Annotated in this window: 19 protein-coding genes; 3 read left to right on the top strand and 16 right to left on the bottom strand. The window is 67.7% G+C overall.

All coding sequences use genetic code 11. From position 1 onward, the window contains the following. Window positions 1–2 precede the first annotated feature (2 nt). The 11 genes from hypE to NKJ34_RS06605 form a co-directional block, all read right to left on the bottom strand. Complete coding sequence (gene hypE, locus NKJ34_RS06660; protein WP_253737500.1) at window positions 3–1034, bottom strand: hydrogenase expression/formation protein HypE; 1032 nt, start codon at window positions 1032–1034, stop codon at window positions 3–5. Continuing rightward, a complete protein-coding gene (gene hypD / locus NKJ34_RS06655) occupies window positions 1031–2140 on the bottom strand; it encodes a hydrogenase formation protein HypD (RefSeq protein WP_253737499.1) in 1110 nt (369 codons plus the stop codon). The genes hypE and hypD overlap by 4 nt, the downstream gene beginning before the upstream one ends. Beyond that, on the bottom strand, window positions 2130–2453 hold the full coding sequence (locus NKJ34_RS06650; RefSeq protein WP_253737498.1) for a HypC/HybG/HupF family hydrogenase formation chaperone: 324 nt from the start codon (window positions 2451–2453) through the stop codon (window positions 2130–2132). Before NKJ34_RS06650 ends, hypD begins: the two co-directional genes overlap by 11 nt. Further along, entirely contained in the window at window positions 2453–2632 is a 180-nt protein-coding gene (locus NKJ34_RS06645) for a hypothetical protein (RefSeq protein ID WP_253737497.1), read from the bottom strand. Before NKJ34_RS06645 ends, NKJ34_RS06650 begins: the two co-directional genes overlap by 1 nt. Beyond that, window positions 2629–3150, bottom strand: coding sequence for a hydrogenase maturation protease (locus NKJ34_RS06640; protein WP_253737496.1), 522 nt, complete (start codon window positions 3148–3150; stop codon window positions 2629–2631). Before NKJ34_RS06640 ends, NKJ34_RS06645 begins: the two co-directional genes overlap by 4 nt. Then, window positions 3134–3964 carry a cytochrome b/b6 domain-containing protein gene (locus NKJ34_RS06635; RefSeq protein ID WP_253737495.1) on the bottom strand — a complete coding sequence of 277 codons (831 nt, stop codon included), beginning with the start codon at window positions 3962–3964 and terminating at the stop codon, window positions 3134–3136. The genes NKJ34_RS06640 and NKJ34_RS06635 overlap by 17 nt, the downstream gene beginning before the upstream one ends. Then, window positions 3961–5526: a nickel-dependent hydrogenase large subunit gene (locus tag NKJ34_RS06630; RefSeq protein ID WP_253737494.1), complete on the bottom strand. Its 1566-nt coding sequence runs from the start codon at window positions 5524–5526 to the stop codon at window positions 3961–3963. The genes NKJ34_RS06635 and NKJ34_RS06630 overlap by 4 nt, the downstream gene beginning before the upstream one ends. 3 nt (window positions 5527–5529) lie before the next feature. Then, window positions 5530–6768 carry a hydrogenase small subunit gene (locus NKJ34_RS06625; protein ID WP_253737493.1) on the bottom strand — a complete coding sequence of 413 codons (1239 nt, stop codon included), beginning with the start codon at window positions 6766–6768 and terminating at the stop codon, window positions 5530–5532. An 814-nt stretch (window positions 6769–7582) separates the two neighbouring features. Then, window positions 7583–8686 carry an NADH:flavin oxidoreductase gene (locus tag NKJ34_RS06615; RefSeq protein WP_253737492.1) on the bottom strand — a complete coding sequence of 368 codons (1104 nt, stop codon included), beginning with the start codon at window positions 8684–8686 and terminating at the stop codon, window positions 7583–7585. A gap of 113 nt (window positions 8687–8799) precedes the next feature. Beyond that, complete coding sequence (locus NKJ34_RS06610; protein WP_253737491.1) at window positions 8800–9207, bottom strand: ArsR/SmtB family transcription factor; 408 nt, start codon at window positions 9205–9207, stop codon at window positions 8800–8802. A gap of 94 nt (window positions 9208–9301) precedes the next feature. Then, window positions 9302–10423 (bottom strand): FAD-dependent oxidoreductase, encoded by a 1122-nt coding sequence (locus NKJ34_RS06605; protein WP_253737490.1) that lies wholly within the window; start codon window positions 10421–10423, stop codon window positions 9302–9304. A gap of 150 nt (window positions 10424–10573) precedes the next feature. On the opposite strand from NKJ34_RS06605, the gene NKJ34_RS06600 reads away from it, so the two are divergent. After that, window positions 10574–11035 carry an ArsR/SmtB family transcription factor gene (locus NKJ34_RS06600; RefSeq protein ID WP_253737489.1) on the top strand — a complete coding sequence of 154 codons (462 nt, stop codon included), beginning with the start codon at window positions 10574–10576 and terminating at the stop codon, window positions 11033–11035. 32 nt (window positions 11036–11067) lie between these two features. On the opposite strand, the gene NKJ34_RS06595 is transcribed toward NKJ34_RS06600, so the two are convergent. Then, window positions 11068–15219, bottom strand: a complete 4152-nt coding sequence (locus NKJ34_RS06595; protein ID WP_253737488.1) for a PAS domain S-box protein — start codon at window positions 15217–15219, stop codon at window positions 11068–11070. A 150-nt stretch (window positions 15220–15369) separates the two neighbouring features. Between NKJ34_RS06595 and NKJ34_RS06590 the strand changes: the two genes are divergently transcribed. Next, complete coding sequence (locus NKJ34_RS06590; protein WP_253737487.1) at window positions 15370–16740, top strand: hypothetical protein; 1371 nt, start codon at window positions 15370–15372, stop codon at window positions 16738–16740. 22 nt (window positions 16741–16762) lie between these two features. Here NKJ34_RS06590 and NKJ34_RS06585 read toward each other — a convergent pair whose 3' ends face one another. From NKJ34_RS06585 to NKJ34_RS06575, 3 genes are all read right to left on the bottom strand, one after another. Continuing rightward, the gene (locus NKJ34_RS06585; RefSeq protein ID WP_253737486.1) at window positions 16763–17320 is read right to left on the bottom strand and encodes a hypothetical protein; all 558 of its coding nucleotides are present in this window, start codon (window positions 17318–17320) and stop codon (window positions 16763–16765) included. Between the two features lie 123 nt (window positions 17321–17443). Further along, entirely contained in the window at window positions 17444–18196 is a 753-nt protein-coding gene (locus tag NKJ34_RS06580) for a hypothetical protein (RefSeq protein WP_253737485.1), read from the bottom strand. A 77-nt stretch (window positions 18197–18273) separates the two neighbouring features. Continuing rightward, entirely contained in the window at window positions 18274–18999 is a 726-nt protein-coding gene (locus NKJ34_RS06575) for a guanosine phosphorylase (RefSeq protein WP_253737484.1), read from the bottom strand. Between the two features lie 141 nt (window positions 19000–19140). On the opposite strand from NKJ34_RS06575, the gene NKJ34_RS06570 reads away from it, so the two are divergent. Next, window positions 19141–19845, top strand: a complete 705-nt coding sequence (locus NKJ34_RS06570) for a hypothetical protein (RefSeq protein WP_253737483.1) — start codon at window positions 19141–19143, stop codon at window positions 19843–19845. On the opposite strand, the gene NKJ34_RS06565 is transcribed toward NKJ34_RS06570, so the two are convergent. Next, window positions 19846–20364, bottom strand: coding sequence for a hypothetical protein (locus NKJ34_RS06565; RefSeq protein ID WP_253737482.1), 519 nt, complete (start codon window positions 20362–20364; stop codon window positions 19846–19848). Window positions 20365–20411 lie beyond the last annotated feature (47 nt).

Raw genomic sequence — 20411 nt, 5'->3', positions numbered from 1 at the left:
GCTCAGCAGATCCGTGGGAGCTGTTCGCCCTCCGGTTCACTCAGGTAGCGGCGTCCGAACCCGGTGTCGAGGACGACCCGCCCGGCGTTGTCCGCGGTGACCTCGCCGATGACGGCGGCGTCGCTCCCCCGTTGGGTCGACCGGATCGCCTCGACGACGGCCTCGGCGTCGGCGGCGTCGACGCCGAAGACGACCTTCCCCTCGTTGGCCACGTCGAAGGGGTCGATCCCGAGGAGTTCGCCCGCCGCCGCGACCGACTCGCGGACCGGGATCGCGGTCTCGTCGACCGTCGCCCCGATGTCGGCCTTCCGAACCATCTCGTTGAGTGCGGTCGCGAGCCCGCCCCGCGTCGGGTCTTTCATCGCGGTGACGGTCCCCGTGTCGAGTGCGGCGTCGACGATGTCGTTGATCGGCGCGACGTCGCTCGTGAGGTCGCCGTCGATATCGAACCCCTCGCGCTCGGCCAGTAGCGTGATGCCGTGGTCGCCGACTGGCCCCGAGAGAACGAGTTTGTCACCCGGCGAGAGGCCCGCGTCGGGAACGTGCTCGCCCCGCGGGAGGACGCCGACCCCCGTGGTGTTGATGACGATCCCGTCGATCTCGCCGCTGCCCATCACCTTCGTGTCGCCGGTGGTGATGGCACAGCCGGCCTCCTCGCAGGCGGCCTGCATCGAGTCGAGGATCTCCTCCAGCAGGTCGAGAGACGTCCCCGCCTCGACGACGAGCGAACAGGTAAGCGAGAGTGGGTCGGTTGCCCCCATGACCGCCAGATCGTTGACCGTCCCCGCGACGGCCAGCCGACCGATGTCGCCGCCCGGGAACGACAGCGGCGAGACGACGTGGCTATCGGTCGTGACGACCACCGACTGGTCGCCGAGATCGTGGACCGCGCCGTCGTCGAGTGCCCCGAGGCCGACGGCGAGGTCCGGGTCTCCGCCAGCGTCGGCGAACCGCGAGCAGATACGGTCCTCGATGAACTCCCGGGTCTTCCCGGCTCCGGAGCCGTGGGCGACGGTTACCGTCTCGTCGCTCATAGGTCCGGCTGCCCCCCGTACTCGAGGGCGATCTTGCAGGTGCCCTCGTCGGAGACCATACACGCCCCGACCGGGTTCGACGGCGTACACTCCTCGCCGAACAGATCACACTCCTTTGGCGAGGCCGTTCCGGCCATGATATTGCCACAAATACACTCCTCGGTGAGGGGATCGCCCGCCCCGTCGACGGCCTCGACGTCGAACTGTCGGCGGGCGCTGTGGGCTGCGTAGTCGTCGCGCAGGACGAAGTTGGCCTCCGGGATCTCGGCGATACCGCGCCACTCGCCGGACGTGCGCTCGAACACCTCGTCAATGGCACCCATTGCCGCCACGTTACCCTCGCGAGAGACACCACGTGGATAGGCGTTGTCGAGGCCACTTTCGCCCGCCTCGATGAATTCGAGGATCCTGCGGACGCCGTACAGCACGTCGAGCGGTTCGAAACCGCCGACGACGACCGGGAGGTCGTACTCGTCGGTGAACTCCTCGAAGAGGCCGTAGCCCGTGATGGTCGCCGCGTGGCCGGCCGCGAGGAACGCGTCGACGTCGGTGTCGGGCATCTCCGCGACGACTTCCATCGCCGGGGGGACGTACTTGTGCGCCGAGAGGACGTAGAAGTTCTCCGGCGGGTCGGCCTGCAGGACGGCCGCGGTCGGCGCGGCCGTGGTCTCGAAGCCGGTCGCGAAGAAGACGACGTCCTCGTCGGGGTTTTCCGCGGCGAGGTCGACCGCATCGCTCGCGCTGTAGACGACCTCGACCGACGCGCCCTCCGATTTGGCGTCCGCGAGTGATTTGACCGTCCCCGGCACGCGGAACATGTCGCCGTAGGTCGCGACGGTCTTGCCGGCCTCCGCGAGCGCCACCGCCTCGTCGACTTCGGGCATGTTCGTCACACAGACCGGACAGCCCGGTCCCATCGTTATCGAGAGGTCAGCCGGGAGCATGCTCCGGAGCCCGAACTTGGCGATGACCTGCTCGTGGCTCCCACAGACGTGCATGATCTCGACCGGCTCGTCGATCCGCGCCATCTGGGCCTCGATGTCGGCGGCGAGTTCCTCTGCGGCCTCCGGGTCGCGGAACTTCAGATCGTCGACCTCAGTCGTCATTGGACTCACCCACGGGTTCGGCCGCCGGCTGTTCGTCGCCGAGGTCGATATCCGCACCCTGGGGCGCGCCGATCTCGTCGAGCGCCTCGTCGACGTCGTCGCCGAACAGCGACTCGTAGATCGCCATCGTCTCTTCGACCTCGCGGTCGGGGATCTTTCGGATCGCGAAGCCGGCGTGGTTGAGGATGTAGTCACCGACGTCGACGGCGTCGCCGACCACGTCGAGGCGGACGCGTCGCTCGACGCCCCAGAAGTCGGCCACGGCTTCGTGGCCGTCGATCTCTTTGATCTCGCCGGGGACGCCCAGACACATCAGGACCCACCCCCGGTATCGCCGAGTCCCGCCTGCGTGCCGACGAGTTCGGGATCGCCGGACAACAGCCGATCGGGGCGGAAATGCCCCTTGACGTGGTGGCCGTCGGCCTCGTGGTCGTCGATGGCGTCCTTGTCGATCTGTTCCTCACAGTCGGTACAGTACCAGGTTCCGTTCATGCTGTGTCGAGTCGGGTTTCGATACGCGAGACGAGGTCGGGTAACGCCGCCGCGACCGTCTCGGAGAGTTCGAGGCTCGGTTCGAGTCGTTCGGGGACGACCCCGACGAGCAACACCTCCTCGGGCAGGTCGTAGGCAGCGTCGCCGACCGCGAGCGCGTCGGTGAAGCTGAAGTCGTGCATCGTTACCTCCGGGGCCTCCTCGGGTGCGTCGTGAAGCCGGAACTCGCGGATCGTCCCCGGGTCGTCGTCGAGTGCGAGCGCGTCGACGACGACCGCGCGGTCGGCCCCGCTCATCGCCTCCAGCGCGAGGAAGGCGGTCGTTCCGGCGTGGGTCGCGGTTACGCCGCCGGGCAGCGAGCGGTCCTGCAGGCGCTCGACGGCGTGGAAGCCGACGCCGTCGTCGCCCATGACGCGGCTGCCGACGCCGACGACGGCCTGCTCGACGGCGGGCTCCGTGGCGGTCGACTCGCCACTCGACGCTACTCCGCTTGTGGTCGCCTCACCGCTCGTCGTCATCCTCTCCCCCTAGTACGTAGGCGTCCATCTCGCCGAACACCATCGACTTGAGCGTCTCCCGGTTGCTCGGCAGGAGGGCGAAGTAGACGTGACCGGCGACCATCGCCACGATCAGGAAGAAGGTCAGCAGGTGGATCTGCTTCAGCAGGACGATGTTCAGCCAGCCGTCCAGAAAGCCGAGCCAGTCGACCCACCAGGCCGGATCCGACCGCATCTCCCGATACATGCCGAAGCCGGTCAACGCGAGCACGCCGAAGAGGATCGATACCCACCAGAAGAACGTCTTCTGCATCGGGTGGTAGGCGACCCAGTCGCCGTCTTCTTCGTCGTAGGTCTGGCGTGCCTCGTGGTAGCCCGGGATGTAGGATTTCAGGCCGACAAAGGCCTGACCGACCCGCAGCGCCACCCGGATATCCGCGAGTTCGGCCAGTTGGCGGTGGCCGTCGACGTAGACGTGATACAGCGGGAACAGGACGAACAAAAACGCCATGAGCAGGATCCCGGCCCACATGTGCAGCCCGAAGGCGAGGTAGTAGCCGTCCCACGGCACGACGTTGAGCGGGCCGTAGCTCCCCGTCCAGATGGCATACCCCGTCCCCATCAGGACGAACATCAGAAACGCCTGCGTCCAATGGGAGAGTCGTGCGCCGAGGCCGTGTCGTTCGACGGTAACCCGGCCTTTCAGCGCCTGGACCCGGCTGTACCGGTCGTCGGCCTCCTCGGGCGGTGCGAGCACCGAGCCGACGAGGCCAACCAGTCGCTGGCGCAGATTAGCCGCCTCGTCGCCGGTTGGACCGGGGTCCGATGTGGTCATGGATCGTCGACCTCCTCGCCGGCGATGGGGGCGTCACAGGCCGCGCCGATCGCGCTGCCCGGCGAGGCCGGCGTGATCTCTTCGGTGTAGCTCACGTCGGGGCTCTCGACGTGGACCGAACAGGCCAGACACGGGTCGAACGACCGGACCGTCCGCATCACGTTGATCGGGTTCTCGACGTCTTCGACGGCCATCCCCTCGACGGCCCCCTCGAAGATGCTCGGCGTCCCCGACTCGTCTCGCGGGCCGAGGTTCCACAGCGTCGGCGTGATGATCTGGTAGTTGGTGATGGTGCCGTCCTCGATCTTCACCCAGTGGGAGAGTGCACCCCGGGAGGCCTCCCAGAGGCCGACGCCCTCGCCGCTGAAGTCGTCGCTCCAGCCGTTGTTGACCGTCCCGTTGGGGTCGATGTCGTCGAGCAGTTCCAGAATCTGATCCCGGAGGAGCAGTGACTCCTGGGCACGGGCGATCAGCCGGTTGAGCGTGCTGCTTTTGGTCGGGTCGCCGCCCAGCGTCGACCGTAGATCGAACGGGTCCTTGTCCGTGATGATCAAGCGGGCCAGCGATCCCGTCTCCATGTTCATCCCGTTGTACCGCGGGGCCTTCCCCCACGAGTAGGCCCCCTCCTTTTCGGGGTCGGGCTTCGGTGGGGTCTCCTCCATCGGGTGGCCGCCGGAGTCGTCGGTGTACCACGAGTGGGCAGTGTCTTCGGTTATCGCCGCCGTGATCTCCTCGTCGCTGGGATGGGAGAGTTCGCCGTCGACGTAGATCCCTGAGGGGATCTGGTCGTCGCCATTTTCGTCGGGATAGATCCCGTTGCAGTAGTAGCGGCCGGGCCCGACACCGAAGTCGTCGGCACCGGCCTCCTTGGCGGCAAAGAGGATCGACACGATGTCGTGGAGCCCCTCGCCCAGCGTAGGGTCGAACTCGTCGTTGCGGACGTTCTCGATGACTTCGGGGACGGCGTCGGTCGGGCCGAGCCAGTCGCTGACGAACTCGACCTGATCGCGGATCTGCTGGAGTTTCTCGATCGTGGGGTTCGCGGACATCCCACCGGGGGCGTAGGTGAGGGGATGGGGAGCCTTCCCGCCGAACTCGGCGAAGCCCGACAGCAGCTCGCGTTGGGCCTCCAAGGCGGCTTTGTACCCCTCTCCCTCCATCGGGTCGATCCGGGTCAGCCCCGTGTCGGCGACGGCGTCGCTGTAGTCCGGCCCGACGAGCGCGAACATGTGGACGGCGTGGTTCCACAGCGTCGCCATGCGTTCGAGCAGGTTCCGCATCTTCCGGGCCGTCTCCGGGATGCCGTCGAAGACGCCGGCGTTCTTGGCCGCGTTCTCGATGGCCAACAGCGACGTCTGGCGGTGGACCGTGAAACAGACGCCACAGACGCGCTGGGTGAACACCGGCGCGTCCGACGGCGGCCGGTTCAGCACGACCAGCTCCATGCCGCGGAACATGTCCATGTGGCTCTTGGCTTCGGTCACCACTCCGTTCTCGACGTCGAGCGTCGTGCTGTGGTGCCCCTCGATACGTGTCGTCGGATCGATTTCGATCTCCGGCATCTGTCAGTCCTCCGTGTTCTCCGTGTCGTCCGGCTGGCAGCCGCAGGCGCTGCCACAGCCACAGCCGTCCGTTTTGGGTGGCTGTTCGTTCTCCGCGGCCTCGTCGTCGGCTTCGGCCGGCGGTTCGTCGGTGTCACCGTAACCTGTCGCCTTCCGTGCGGCGTGGGCCCCGAGCCCCGCAACCGTCGCGCCGACGGCCGCTTTCCCGGCCGTTTCGATGTCGGTCACTCCCATTCCCTGTTTCTCGATCGGTTCGTAGAACGGCGTCATGTTGTCCCAAAAGCCCGGTTCCATACAGCCGATACACGGCGCGCCGACGTTCCGGCAGACGCTCGTCCCGTCGTTCCAGAGGCGAACCGAGTCGTCACAGTGACAGTACGGCCCCTTGCAGCCGACGGTGTAGAGACACTTCTCGGAGTCCTCGCCGACGTGGTCGACGAACTCCCCGCGGTCGAAGTAGCCCCGCCGTGAACACTGATCGTGGACGAGCGGCCCGTAGAACGCCTCCGGCCGGTTGAACTCGTCGAGTTCCGGGGTGTGGCCGTTCAGCAGCGTGGCGACGGTCAACAGGACGTAGTCCGGGTGGGTCATACAGCCCGGCACGTTGATCACGGGCAGTCCGGCGTTCGAGGTGAAGTCGGGGCCGAGGACGCCCTGATCGCCCTGCTGGTGGGTGAACTGGACCCCCTTCGCGCCGGTGACGTTCGAATCCAACCACGGCCCCTCCTCGGGGTCGTCCATGACCGCCGGCGCGCCGTTCTCGGCGGACTGCCAGCCGCCGTAGCAGGCACACGTGCCGATCCCCATGACGTACTCGGCCTCCGGGGCGAGTTCGTGTACCCAGTCGACGATGGGTTTGGGACGGCCCTCGGCGTCCCGACCGAACGTCGCGGCCGAAGGGATCTTCGTCGGAATCGCCCCCTCGATCATCAGCACGTCCGGCGAACTGCTCATCGCGTCGATAGCTGCGTCACCGGTTTCGGCCATCAACTCCGGGTGGTAGGTCACGTCCAGTTTGAACTCCGAGACCGCCTCTTCGAGGCTCGGTGACGTCCCCTGTAGCGTCGACATCGTACATGCCGAACAGGTCTGTCCCTGCAACCAGACGACCTCTTTCGATCCGTTCGTCGCACGGTCGAGCGCTGCTGCGACGTCCGAACTGTACTCGGTGATGACCGAGCCCGTCGCGGCCGTCCCCACCAGTCGCAAGAAGTTCCGACGTGTCGTCCCAGACTCAGTCACCGATACACCAGATTGAGCCATGTTCGGCCGCATTCATCACTATTTAATAAACCCAATAACGGGTTTCTAAAAACTGAGAACGGTATTCCGAATCAAAAATCATAAGTATCTCTCGTTCACAGCTTTCGCGGGAATTTCTTGCTGGTGTCGAAGTTACTGGCAAGTAATCTTGTACTTACAATGCAATACGTTGCGAGAATATACTGCTGTCGGATGTCGTCTGTTCGGAACTCACGGGACCGATCCGACTGCTTCGTTTCTGCATCCTCACTTCGAAAATAACGACTACTCCGAGGCCGTGTTGCTCGTCGACAACCAGTCTATCGGGCTGCAGTCGGTCGGTTAGAATCACGTGATCGGCGTGAGTGTTCGGCCCGACCCCCGATCGGAAACTGGGTGTAAACACACGGAGCTGGATCGACCGCACTCGTTGTTGGTGGGTCGGCAGCCGGTCGAGTGGTCGCCACTGGTATGTGCAATTCACACAGTATTAGGGTCGCCAGCGACGGCACCTATCGCTGGCTGATCGAATCCCTGTTGAGGGGGTTGCTGACGAGACGGGACTACCATCTCGGACGGTTTCATCCTGTTCAACGCCGTCGACACCACCGGAGAGACGGCGTGTCCGCTCGGCGTCGTCGGGCTGGTCTACGAGCCGTCGCACTTGCTGGTGAGTGGTACCACGCCACGATGATCGTGGAACCCAGTGGTACCTCGACAGAGTGATCTCCCGAGTGGGGCGGCGATATCGACGCTACTGGTTGCGAAGTACGCGGCCCGGTCGACGAGTGCGGGAGATCGTAACCCGACGCCCTCAATCGTCGCCGGGGATCTCGGCGTCGCTCAGTGAGGCGTCGGGCTGGAAGACGATACTCGGATCCAACTCGTCGAGCGGTTCGCCCGTCCGGACTCGATCGGGCCAGTCGTGGTTGGCGAGCGCCCCGGTCCCGAGCGTGATGAGGTCGGAGCCGTCCGCCAGTGCCGTCCGCGCGTTTTCCGGATCACCAAGCCCTCCGTTGGCGATTACGGCGACGTCGTCGACGTATTCGACCGCCAGTTCGGCAAGCGTGCGGTCGGTATCCGGCACCTCCGGGGCGGTCGCGTCGCCGCCAGTGACGTGTACGTAGTCGGCACCGGCCTCCGAGAGCGCCCCGAACAGCGCGGCGGCAGTCTCCTCGCCGTCCGGCCAAACCCGCTCTTCGTCGGTGACGGCCGCCTGCGAGGTACGCACGCCGACGACGAACTCGTCGGGCGTCGCCTCGTCGATCGCGGCGGTCACCTCGGCGGGGAATCGCGCACGGTTCGCCGGCGAGCCGCCGTACTCGTCGTCGCGGTCGTTGACCAGCGGGTCGACGAACTCGTGGAGAAGATAGCCGTTGGCCGCGTGGACCTCGATACCATCGAAGCCGGCCTCGACGGCGCGTTCGGCGGCAGCAACGAATCCCTCCGTCACCGCTGTGAGGCCGTCAGCATCGAGCGCGTCGGCTTCCGGGAACTCGCCGGACCCGCCGTAGAGTTCGGACATCTCACCCGGCGGACGGTAGGCAGAGGGAGCGACCGGATCGTAGCCGTAGCGATTGCCCTGCGCTTGGGCCCCGGCGTGCATGAGTTGTGCGAAGATGGGGCTCCCCTCCGCGTGGACGGCGTCGACCACGCGCTCCCAGGCCGCCGCCTGCTCGTCGGTAGCGAGGCCGGGTTGGTTGGGATAGCCTTGGCTGTGGGTTGCGTCCGGGTGGACGCCCTCAGTAACAAGGAACGAGAAGCCGCCACGGGCAAAGGAGGCGTAGTAGCGTGCCATGCGGTCGGTCGCATGGCCGTCGTCGGTCGCGCTCGTGCGTGTCATCGGCGCGAGGCCGATACGGTTAGCGAGGTTGTGACCGTTTAGTTCGAATTCGTCGAAAAGCAGGTCGTCAGTCATCGTGGTTTCGTATCGTAGTCGGACACATAAGGGGTCGGCGGATCACGGTGCCGGCCGCACGACACGGACGGGGTCAGCGACCGGGAGTCGGTGCTGCTCGGGTCGTCGGACCGTTACCGATCGGTCGACCGGGTGGTCACCGTCAGCGAGCCGTCGGCGATCGTCACCTCGACGGCGTCCCGCTGGATGAAAAACTCCTTGCAGTGGTTGCCGCCGGGATCGATCCGGAGTTCGCTGTCGACGATGCCGGCGTCTTCGAGCCGATTGAGCCGGCGGTAGACCGTCGGCCGGGAGAACTCACAGGCGTCCGCGAGTTCCCGCCCCCGGTGGGGGTCGTCGGTCAGCACCGCAAGGATCCGCCGGGCGTAGCTGTCCTCCAGCAGCGACAGCGGCTCGGGAACCCCGTCTGTGGCTCGGTCGACCACCGGTTCGGACGAGCCGTCGGCCTCCCGGTCGACGCCCGGCCCGGCCGACTCGACGGTCGATCGATCGCTACTCGCGTCATCGGGTATCGTCGCCATCGTATCTCCACGTACCGGCCCGTCCTCCCTGTTGTTGCTGTCTGTCTACACTGACATGCGCCTCTCGCGGGGGCTATATGTATTGCCTCAGGCCTCAGAGTCGGTCGGGGATCGATTCGGCGAGCGCCGCGTTGCCGTCGTCGGTGTGACCGAACGCCAGTCTGCGACGGGTCCGAAGCCAACGGAGGACGGGGTCGAGATCGACCGGCGGGTCGTCGGTCGCGGCGGCCACCGCCTCGGCGATCACCCGCTGGCGGCGTCGGCGCCGGCACTGATAGGCTTCGAGGGCGGCGTCGATGTCTTCCGGGCCGTAGGCCAGTGCGTCGGCGATGACCCACGCCGCCTCGATGTCGAGGGCCGCCCCCAGACAGTCGCCGGGGAGGGCCGGCCGGCCCGCGGCCCCGACCACCACGACCCCGTCGCCGGTCACCGTTGTAGGGGTCACCGCCGCCGAGCGGGCGTATCGGAGGCGGTGCTGGTCGAGGGCGGCGAACAGTCCGTCCGCCGTCTCGAAGAGCCCGCCGAACCGGCCTTCGAGGTCGTCGATCGAGAGGGCGCTGGCGGCGTCGACGCCGGCCGTCGACACCAGCCGGACGTGGGTCCGGTCGGCCGTCGGGACGAACAGCGCCGCCCGGCGGCGATCCCACACTGCGGCGGGAGCCTGCGGCGTCGGTCGACCGGCGGGCCAGTCGAACGACCAACTGTGCACCCCCCGGTCAGGCGTCGGTGCCGAACGCTCGGGTGGCAGCGAGCGGGTGGTCGTCACGACCGCGTCGAAGGACTCGGTGAGGCCCCCTTCGAAGCCGACCTCGACGCCGGCGGCCGCCTGTTCGACGCGCCGGACCGGGCGGTCGACCGTCCGGACACGATCGTAGACCGTCGCTTCGATCAGTTCCGCGAGTCGCGCCCGGTCGACGGCGACGACTGCCGGCCGGTCGCCCTCGGCGGCGGTCGTCGACCGACCGGTCGTCAGACAGCGGTGACTCTCGAGGGCGGTCCCGACCCGCTCGATCGGTCGCCGGAGGCCGATGCGTTCGAGCAACACCAGTCCCGGCCGCCAGAGCACCGTCACTCCCGCGACCCGGCCCCGCTCGGCGGTCGGGGCGACCACCGGATCCAGCCCCGCCTGATCGAGGAAGCCCGCGGTCGCGGCGGCGGTGAGCCCGCGGCCGACGACCAACACCGGGCGCTCGCCCCCGACCGGAAACTGCGGCATACGTCGACCGCAGCCGCGAGTTACCTAAACGCTCCCCGGCTGTTTCTGACCCAGAGACCCCCCGACGCAATATGTATAGCCCCCAACTGCTCGACACGGTAATCTGTGTTTCCGGCAGCTTTGGGGTGGCCGTCGGCCTTGTCGACGGTGATGACCCCTCCCCCGACTATCGCGGAGACGGAATCGAACGGGGCCGCAGGCGCGTCGGCGGACGCCCGGTCGACGCCGGCGGCTGGTGACGCTGCCGGCACCGACAGCGTCAATGCCGACACCGACAGCGTCAGTGTCGCCGCCGGTGACGACGACGCCAGTGCCGACACCGAGACACTGCTGGCTCTCCTCGGCGACGAGTACGCCTGTCGACTGCTCGTCGCGCTTGAGGCGGAGCCGCTGTCGGCGGCCGACCTCGTCGACCGCTGTGAGATGTCCCGGCCGACCGTCTACCGGCGGCTCGACCGGCTCACCGACGCCGGGCTGGTCGAGGCCGTCTGCTCGCCGTCGGCGTCGGGCCACCACCATCAGGAGTACCGCCTTGCCGTCGAGACCGTGGCCTTCTCGCTGTCTGGCGACGGCGTCGACGGCGAACTCCGCGAGCCCCCATCGCCCTGCTGACCGGCGGGCTCCTCTTCCGGCTCTGCGGCCGATCACTCCCCGTTGGAGCCGAAGAAGAAGTCGAAGACCTTCCGCTCGCCGAGCCGGATGTGTTTGTTTACCGTCGGCTGGGTAATCCCCAGCGCGTCGGCGACCTCCTCGCCGCTGTTCTCCCGTGGCCACGCGAAGTAGCCCATCGCGTGGGCCGTCTGGAGGGCCTCGTGCTGCCGGTCGGTCAGCGCCCGCTGGAGCCGGCTGCGAGCTTCCCGCGGGGTCGACGCTGTCTCACGGTGTTGGCGCTTGGCAGCGAGTTCGAGCGACGGGAACGCCGCCTGTAGCCGGTCGACGATGGTCCGGACGTCGGCCTCCCGCGGGAGTTCGACCAGCAGCGTGACACCGCCGGTCGTCGCCATTCCCTGCCGGAGGACGCCGCCGTACTCCGAGATCAGCGAGCCGAACCACGACGACCCCTGTCGCTCGACGACCGCCTCGCCGTCCTGCTGTGAGACGACGTCCACCTCGCCGGCGAGCACGTCGGCGGCGATCGTCTCGACCGTCTCGGGGATCGTCCCCCGGAGGCTGTAGTAGACGCTGACGGTGCCGTCCTGTCGGCGGACCGTCCGTTCGTGGCGGACCTGACACGCCGTCTCGCGGGCAAGCTCGGCGAACGGGAGCGCCATCTCGCTGCCGGTGAACTCCAGTTCGACCGTGTCGTCGGATTCGAGAGCGCGCCGCCGCTCGACGGCGGTGATGGCGTAGCCGATCGACCGGCTGAGCTGGGCGAGGACGTCCATCTCCCGATCGCCGAACGCGCCGGGTTCGTCGGCGCGGATGGTGACGACGCCGTAGGTGATCCCGCTGTAGGTCAGCGGCACCGCACACACCGACCCCACCCCCGCCTTCAGGAGCTGCTCCCGCCAGCCGCTGGCCCGGCCGCTGCCGACCAGATCGTTGACGACCCGTGACTCGCCGCTCCGCCAGGCGTCGACCGCCGGGTGGGGGTCGGTCCCGCCCTGTTCGCCGCCGAGAAGCTGTTCGGCGTGGTCCCGGTCGACGCCGGCGACCGCCCGCGGGGTCAGCCGGTCGGCCCCGACCTCGGCGGCGGCGATCCACGCCCCCGCGAAGGGCTCGACGTCGACCAGTTCCTCACAGACGGCCGTCTGGATCCCCTCACGGGAGGAGGTGGTCGTGATCGCGGCCTCGACGCGCTGGGTGAGTTCGGCGACCGCGTCGAGTCGCTCGGCGCGTTCGGTCTGGGCTTCGAGCTCCCGCTGTCTGGATTCGAGCTGTCTTTCCCCCCGCAGCCGGTTGAGCGCGGCTTCGAGGGTCGCCGCGAGGATGCTGGCGGCGTCGGTGTCGAAGGCGTCGCCGGCCCGCCAAGCCGCAAGCAGGCCGTTGCGCCCAAGCGGGAACAACAGCAGTTCCTCGCCGGGGCCGACCGCCAGCGCGGGCTCGTCACCGGTGTCGATGCGGGCCATCCCCTCGCCGATGAAGGCATCCCAGACGTGGCGGTGGTCGGAGCTCAGCGGCGACAGCTCGTCCGGCGGCGGGAGTTCGGGGCCGGTCGCCCGCGGGGTCAGCCGCGCGGTCGACTCCTCGTAGTGGTAGACCGCCGTCGCCGGCAACTCGAAGACGCTGGCGGCGGCCTCGACGCCCAGCCGGCTGACCTCGTCGACGGTGTCGGCGGTCGTCAGCTCTGCGGTGGCGTCGTGGAACGATTCCAGCGTGCGGTGCCGCTGTTTCCGGGCGGTGATGTCACGGCTCACGATCACCACGCGCTCGGGGCCGGCCAGCCAGTCGATCGGGTAGAAATCCGAGTGGATCCACCGCAGTTCGCCATCGGGCCGCCGGATGCGGTACTCGTAGCTGTAGCTCGCGGCCGGCTCGCCGCCGTCGACCTCGGTCATGAGCTGCCGGATGAACGCGCGGTAGCCGTCGTAGTCGTCGTCGTGAACCGTCTCGAAAAACCCCTCGTCGTGCGATTCGTGGATCGCCTCCAGCGACTGGCCCCAGATCGCCTCGTAGCCCGAACTCACGAAGTCGGGGTCTGGAGCGGTCGTATCGAGTTCCGGAACCGGTCCGAGGAAGATCGCCTCGTCGATCCGGTCGAGGATGGCCTGCAGCCGGCGCTCGCTCTCCCGGACCGCTTGGGCGCGGTCGACCCGCCTGAGGGCGGTTTCGGTCTGCTCGGCCAGCGTCCCGACGACGTCACGGATCACGTCGTCGTCGGCCCCGCCGACCGCCAGCAGGCCGTGGTCGCCCAGCGGCAACAGCAGTCCGTCGATAGCCGCGCCGTCGTCGGTTCGACACCGGGTAACCTCGTCGGTCTCGAAGCGGTCGTACAGCTCGCTGCCGGCGTCGATCGACTGCTGTAACGCCGCGTCGACGCCCTCGGTCGCCGCGACCGGGTCGAGCCGCCGACGGTCGGCGTCGTGGAGCCAGCAGACCGCCCTCGGAAGCTCCAGCGCCTCGGTGGCGGCCTCGACGGCGATCTCGGCGATCGCGTCGGCGGTTTCGGCCCGCTGCATCCGGCCGGTGGCCGCCTGCAGGCTCTCGACGGCCCGCTCGTGGCGTCGACGGTCGGTGACGTCGGTATACCAGACGTAGGCGTCGGTCGTCCCCGGCTCGTCGTTGAACTGGATCACCCGGAAGACGAACTGCCGGCGGCCGTCGGCGGTCAGCCGCGGGGCCTCCCCCTCGATGGCCTCGCCGGCGGCCGCCCGGCTGCGAAGCCGGTCGTAGCCGTCACGTTCGGCTTCGGGGACGACCGTCTCGGCGACCGGTTCGCCGACGACGCCCTCGGCTGCGAAGCCGAACGTCGACTCGAAGGCCGGGTTCACCTCGCGAATCAGCGCCCGGTCGCCGTCGAACTCGATGCCGGCGACCGGGTCGGGGTTGTTCTCGAACAGTACCGACCGGCGGTCGCGCTCGCGTTCGAGGGCGCGTTCCCGCTCGCGACGCTCGGTGATGTCGGTGTACCAGACGTAGGCGTGGTCGTCGATGTCGGTCTCGAACGGGAGGACCCGGAGCAAAAAGTCCCGCATCCCGTCGGCAGTCTCGCGTCGGACTTCGGCCTCGATCGGCTCGCCGCCCAGCGCGCGGTCGCGCAGGCCCTCGTATTTTTCGCGGCGGTCCTCGGGGACGATGGCCGTCGAAATCGGCTCGCCGACGACGCTCTCGGCCTCGAAGCCGAACGTCGACTCGAAGGCCGGGTTGACGTCGGTGATCTGCGGGCGGCCGTCGACCCGGGTGACCGCGACGATCGGGTCCGGGGAGTTCGCGAACAGCGTCGACCGCTGGTCGCGGACCGCCGCCAGCCGCCGTTCCTTCTCGCGGCGCTCGGTGATATCGCGGACGCTCGCGACGACCCGCTCGTGGCCCCCAATCGTGGCCTGCCGGAGGCTGACCTCCACCGGATAGGTCTCGCCGCTCTTCCGCCGGCCGCGCCACTCGAACAGTTGGGGGCCGCGCTCGCTGGCCCGGCGGATCCGATCTCTGGCCTCCGCGTAGCCGTACCCCTCGCCGCTGGCGACCACGCGGTCGACCGGCTCACCGAGCAGTTCGGCCCGATCGTAGCCGGTTTGGGCGCAGAACGCCGCGTTGCAGTCGCGTATCTCGCCGGTCTCGGCGTCGTGGACGACCAGCCCGTCGGCCACGCTCTCGAAGAGTTCGCGGGTGACTCCGTCGAGCGGTATCTCGTTGCTCGGCGTCGACTCCTCGCTTTCGGCCCACGACGTCTCGATTTCCGACCCCGGTATCTCGCTTTCGGCTCCCGACTCCTCGCGGCCCGACGTCGACTCCTCCTCGGAACCGTCGGCGGCGATCGCCACCAGTCGGTCGAGCAGCAGCGACGGCCGACGATCCGCCAGCGACCGCGGGAGATAGTCGTCGGCTCCGGCGGCGATCGCCTCGCCGACCGCCGCCGGCTCCTCGAAGAAGACGACGACCGGTAGCTCCGGGCGGCGGTCGACCACCCGCTCGACGACCGCGCGCCACGCCTCTGCGGTCGGTCGGTCGACGATCAGACAGTCGGCGTCGGCCAGCCGGTCGGCCTCGGAACTGTCGGCCTGCCCGTCGACGGCCTGCGGCGCGATTGCCACGGCCTCGGCGGTCGAAACCGACAGCCGCCGATCGACGGTCGGGCTGTCGAGGGCCGCTCTGTCGCCGACGACCGTGACCCGGAGCTGTGTAGGTGGTGTCGTCATACGTGGCAGTGCATTGTCCGAATAAACTTCGGGCAGAAATATAAATTCCACCCAACTATTCGTCGCGGTCGATCGCCCCGTCGCCATCCCGGCAGCGCGGCGAGTTTTCACACGGAAGACATTTATCCCGAACAGTAACACACCGTGGTAGTGAAACACGCCGTCGTGTTCGGTATCCTTGCCGTGCTGTGTCTCGCCGTCGGCTCCCTCGCCGCGCCGGCGGCCGCCAGCTCGCCGCCGGAGCCGGTCTGCGGGCCCTGTAGCTCCGCGTTCGAGGAACGCGCCGAACAGCAGGGTGTCGGGGTCAATGTCACCCACTCGACGGCCGAGATCAGGGTCGACGAAAACGGGTCGGCGACATGGATCGTCACTAACCGACTCGGCGAGGCAAACGCGTCGCTGCTCGCGGCAACCCCCGAACGGCTCAGGCAGATCGCTCGGGGGGCCGCCGTCGATAACGGGTTGGCAGCAGACTCGGCCGGGTCGGTCACAGTCCAGTCGGCGACCGTCGACAACGAGACGGTTCGCGTCCGGTTTACCGATCCCGACGCGGCCAGCCGCCACGCCGGCGTGCTCGTCGTCGACTACTTCCACGCGATCGGCACGTGGGGTGCGGTTTTCAACGCCGACCGGGTTTCGCTCACCGGCCCCGAGGGGACGGTCATCGCCAACGACCCTCGCTCGATCGTCGACGACGAGCATGCCACCGACAGCGAGCTGCCGACCGTCGACGAGGGGACGCTGACATGGCAGCGGACGGCGGCCGCCGAAGATCCGGCGGAGCTGTACGACGAGTTCTACATCGCCTTCGCCGAGCCCGAGACGGGGTCGACTCGCGTGACCGCGGCGCTGACGTTGGCGTCGCTGCCGATCTGGCTCTCGAACGTCCGGGATATCGTGCTTCCGGGAGCGGTCGTCTACGGCCTCGTTTCGATCGGCCTCGCCGCCGTGACGCGCTGGACGGTCGAAACGCCGACCGACGCCGGGCGGTTCGCCGCCGCCGTTGCCGGGGCCGGCGTCCTCGGCGCGCTGGCCGCCGCCGTCGGGCTGCTTCCGACGACGCTCCTCGGCGTCGGCGTACTCTACGCAGAGATAGGCCTCGCCGGGCTAGTCCGCCCCGACTGGCTCCGCTCGGTTCGGGGGTCGCTGGCGGTCGGCCTCGCGGCGCTGCTGGCGGTCGGCGGGATCCTGCTGGGACTCGGCGCGATCGACCCGCGGTTCGCCGACCTCGCGCCGACGGTCGCCCACACGATGGCGATCCACCTCCCGCTGGCGGTCGCCCCCGCCTTCGGGGTCGGCGTCCTCGGTGAGGCCCTCATGAGTCGGTCGACGGCCGCCGCCGTCGCCGGCGCGGTGGCCGCCTTCGTCGTCGCCGGTGGGGCCTTCGTCCCGTTCGACAGCCGACCGTTCTTCCTGATCCTCTTCGTTCTCCCCTTTGTCGTGGCGCTCCTCGGACTCCTCGTGTTCCCGCTGTCGGTGCTTGCCGCCAGCCGCGCGGAACCGGACGGGACCGCGACCTGATTGTGTGGTCGTTGCCGTCGACTCAGCGATCCGACGCACCCTCGTAGCGGACGTACCACTGGCCGTCGTCGCGGACGAGGTAGTCGATCGTGTCGGCCTCGTAGATCCCCTCGTCGTCGGGACGCGTAATATAAAACCGGGTGTGGACGTACTGCATTCGCTCAGCCCCCATCGCCTTTCTGGTCCTCGAGGTTCGGGTCACGTTGGGGTAGAGCCGCTGGACGACCCGATCCTGCACCGAGACCGCTTCGGTGTCGGCGATCCGGACCGTCTCGAACTGTGTGAACCGTTCGGGCGGCAGGTCGGTAGCCGCAACCGGGTAGCCCGGTGACTCGGGGTGGACCAGTCCGTTCAGTGCGTCGACGTCGCCGCCGAGTAGCGTCTCGTAGAACCGCCACGCCGTCGACTCCGGATCGGTCCGGTCGACGGTCTCGGTTCGGTCGGCAGCCACCGTGCGGTCGTTGGGTCGGTCGGGTTCGGTGGGCTCGACGGCTGCGGCGGGGTCGGAATCCCCGGAGAGACAGCTAGCAAGCGCCACCGATCCACCGAGCGTCGACAGGAGTGTTCGACGAGTGAGCATAGCTCTACAGGGCCGTTCGGTAGCATAAGCTTCTCTATCCGGAGTCTGTCGCGGAATCATATTCGTTCACACAGGATATTCTCGATCGAAGATCTCGGTCGAAGCCCCGACCGGGAGCCCATCTCAGCCGAGTAGTACCCACGATCCCGTTGCGACGAAGACGGCCGCGACGATCAGCGGAAACACGGCCATCCGGAGCCGACCGAGCGCGAATCCCCACGGCGTGCGGTCGGTGATCACGAGGTCGCCGATGAGGGTGACCCGGCCTTCGCGGTAGTCGGCCTTCCCGGCGACGAGGTACTCCTCGCCGGGGTCGACGCGGCGTTCGACGAAGCGGCGGGTGCCGAGCAACGGCACCACCGCGAGCCACCGGGCGACCGATGGGAGCCCACGAACGTCGAGAAACCGCCGGATCCGGTCGGGCGGCGTCTCGCGTGGGTCGACGGTGATGACCGTCGACTCGGTATCAAGCGAGAAACGGCGCGGCGAGGGGTCGACCGCGAGGTCCCCATACTCGCCGTCGAGTTCGAACGTCGTCGTGGCAACGCCGTCGTCGAGGTGGTCGTTGGACCACGGGATGCCGACGAACGACGGCTGGCGTTCGGTCACCTCGAATTCGAAACTCAAGCACTCTTGGCCGGTAAACGGTGCGGCAATCACCCCCTCGTCGCCTTCGGTCGCGGTTCCGCGACAGACGGCGAATGATCCTTCGGAGACGGTCGACGGCGCTTGAACCTCGCTCCGAACGAGTCGCGGGACCACCAGAAGCGATCGCAGCGCGACCCAGCCAATCGCGAGACCCAGTAGCACGATGACAACGGCGATCGCGGTGATCCACATCAGTCGACGCTCCGCCGACTGACGAGCCAGGACCATCTATCGACGCCGCTACGTGCCAACATACCTGTCCGTGTGCTGCTATGTGAATATAAATCTTGATCGGTAAAAGACGCTTATAACTCGGCGGCCGCCGACAGCGTGATCTCGATGGCGCGCTCGACGTTGTTCTTGGCCTTTTCGGGCAACTCCTCCTCGCTGTCGGCTCCCTTCTGGGTGCCTTCGACGAGGTTACCGTCGACCGTACAGATCGCGCCGGCTCGCATTCCCTTGCGCCGCGCGAGCGAGAAGACGGCGGCGGCCTCCATCTCGACGGCCAAGAGGTTCGCGGCCTCCCAGTCGTCGACGGCCGCCTCGTCTTCGGCATAGAAGGCGTCGTCGGAGACGACGGGCCCGACATGCACGTCCTCGTCGTTGGCCTCCGCCGCGTCGACCAGCCCGCCGAGGACCTCGTAGTCGGGCACCGCAGGGTAGACCGCCGACTCGTAGCGCTTGGTGGTGCCCTCCTCCTTGGCCGCGCCGGTGGCGACGACCATGTCACCGATCTCCATGTCGGCCTGCAGCGCGCCCGTGGTTCCGCATCGGATCACCGTCTCGACGCCCACCGCGTGGAGTTCCTCGATGGCGATCGCCGCGGAGGGACAGCCGATACCCGTCGAACAGATGGTCAGTTCCCGGCCCTCGTAGCTGGCGTTAACCAGTTTGTACTCGCGGTTTTCGGCGACCACTTCGGCGTTCGAACACTGCTCGGCGATCCGGTCGACGCGGCCGGGGTCGCCCGGAATGATCGCCAGATCGTGGAGATCGCCCGATTCTACCAGTAGATGCGGCTGTTTGGCCATGGCTGGAGGTCGGTCGGTGGCGACAAAAACCGTCCGATGTCGGTGGTCGTCGTCCGCCGGTCAATCACGCCCTTTTCCCCCGCTGAACGCAAACAGTCAGTATATGATCGAGATATATTCGCAGTTAGGTGGTGTGTGTCGATGAATCCCAACCGCGTCGACTTCCTCGTGGATCTGGCCTACGGCGTGTTGCTGTTCGTGGCGATCTCGCTTTTCGTCGTCGTCGGCAACCGGGTCGGTGTCGCCTTCGGCCTCGGCGTGCTGCTGTCCTACGTGCTCCACGTCGTCTGGAAGATGGCCCGGTTCGACCCCGACTGGATGACACGGGAGGTCGCCGAAACCGTCGAGAAGACCGTCGACGAGGCCGTCGAGAAAACGGTTGACGAGACGGTCGGCGAAACAGTCGAGAAGACCGTCGGTGAAACCGTCGAAAAGACCGTCGGCGAGACAGTCGAAAAGACCGTCGGCGAAACCGTCGAGAAGACGGTCGACGAGACGGTCGGCAAAACAGTCGACGAGGCAGTCGAGAAGACGGTCGACGAGACGGTCGGCAAAACAGTCGACGAGGCAGTCGAAAAGACGGTCGACAAGACGGTTGGCGAAACCGTCGAGAAGACGGTCGACAAGACGGTCGGCGAAACCGTAGACGAGACGGTCGAAGAGACGGTCGAACGGACCGTCAGCAAGGAGGTCTCGGAGGTCATCGAAAAGCTCGAAGACATCAACGAGCGGGTCGACCGCCGGCCGCGGACCGACGAGGTCGAAGAGAAAGTCGAGGAGAAACTCGAACAACAGACCGAGGAGATCGAAGAGAAGATCGAGGAGAAAACCGACGACAACGACTGATTAGCCCGCCAGCGAGGGGGCCACGAGCGGCACGACCACCGCCAGCGTGACCCCGAAGACGAGCGCCGACCGAAGCCACTGGCCCCGGATCGCCGTCGCCTGTTCCTCGTAACTCCGGCCGCCAGCCCGCGGCAGGACGAGGTGGCCGAAGAAGCCGTAAATAAAGCCCACCACGAGCCCGACCGACAACAGATGGGCCAGCAGGTCGAGACCGCCGATTCGGAGGAGGTCAGGCAGCCCAGCCGCAAGCCCACGGGCGACGACGCCGTAGGCGATGCCGGCCAGCAGCCCCGCGACGTGGTGGACTACCAGTAGCTCCGGCATCGACACGTCGTCGACCGACTGCCGGGTGACGACCGCCGCGGCGATCGCCGCCGGGACGAACCCGTCCGGCTGGCGGCTCATCGGCCAGTCCATCACGATCGCGGCCACGAGGCCGGCCAGCGCACCCAGCGCGACCGCCGTGACCCACGACAGCGGCGCGGTGGCCGCCCCGAGCGTCGTCAACAGCCCGTCCATACACACCCCTCACACGACCGGCCGGTATATAATCCACGTCAGACGAT

The organism is Halohasta salina (assembly GCF_024178165.1).
In the GTDB taxonomy this organism is placed as follows: domain Archaea; phylum Halobacteriota; class Halobacteria; order Halobacteriales; family Haloferacaceae; genus Halohasta; species Halohasta salina.
This window is presented reverse-complemented; position numbering and strand designations above follow the sequence as displayed.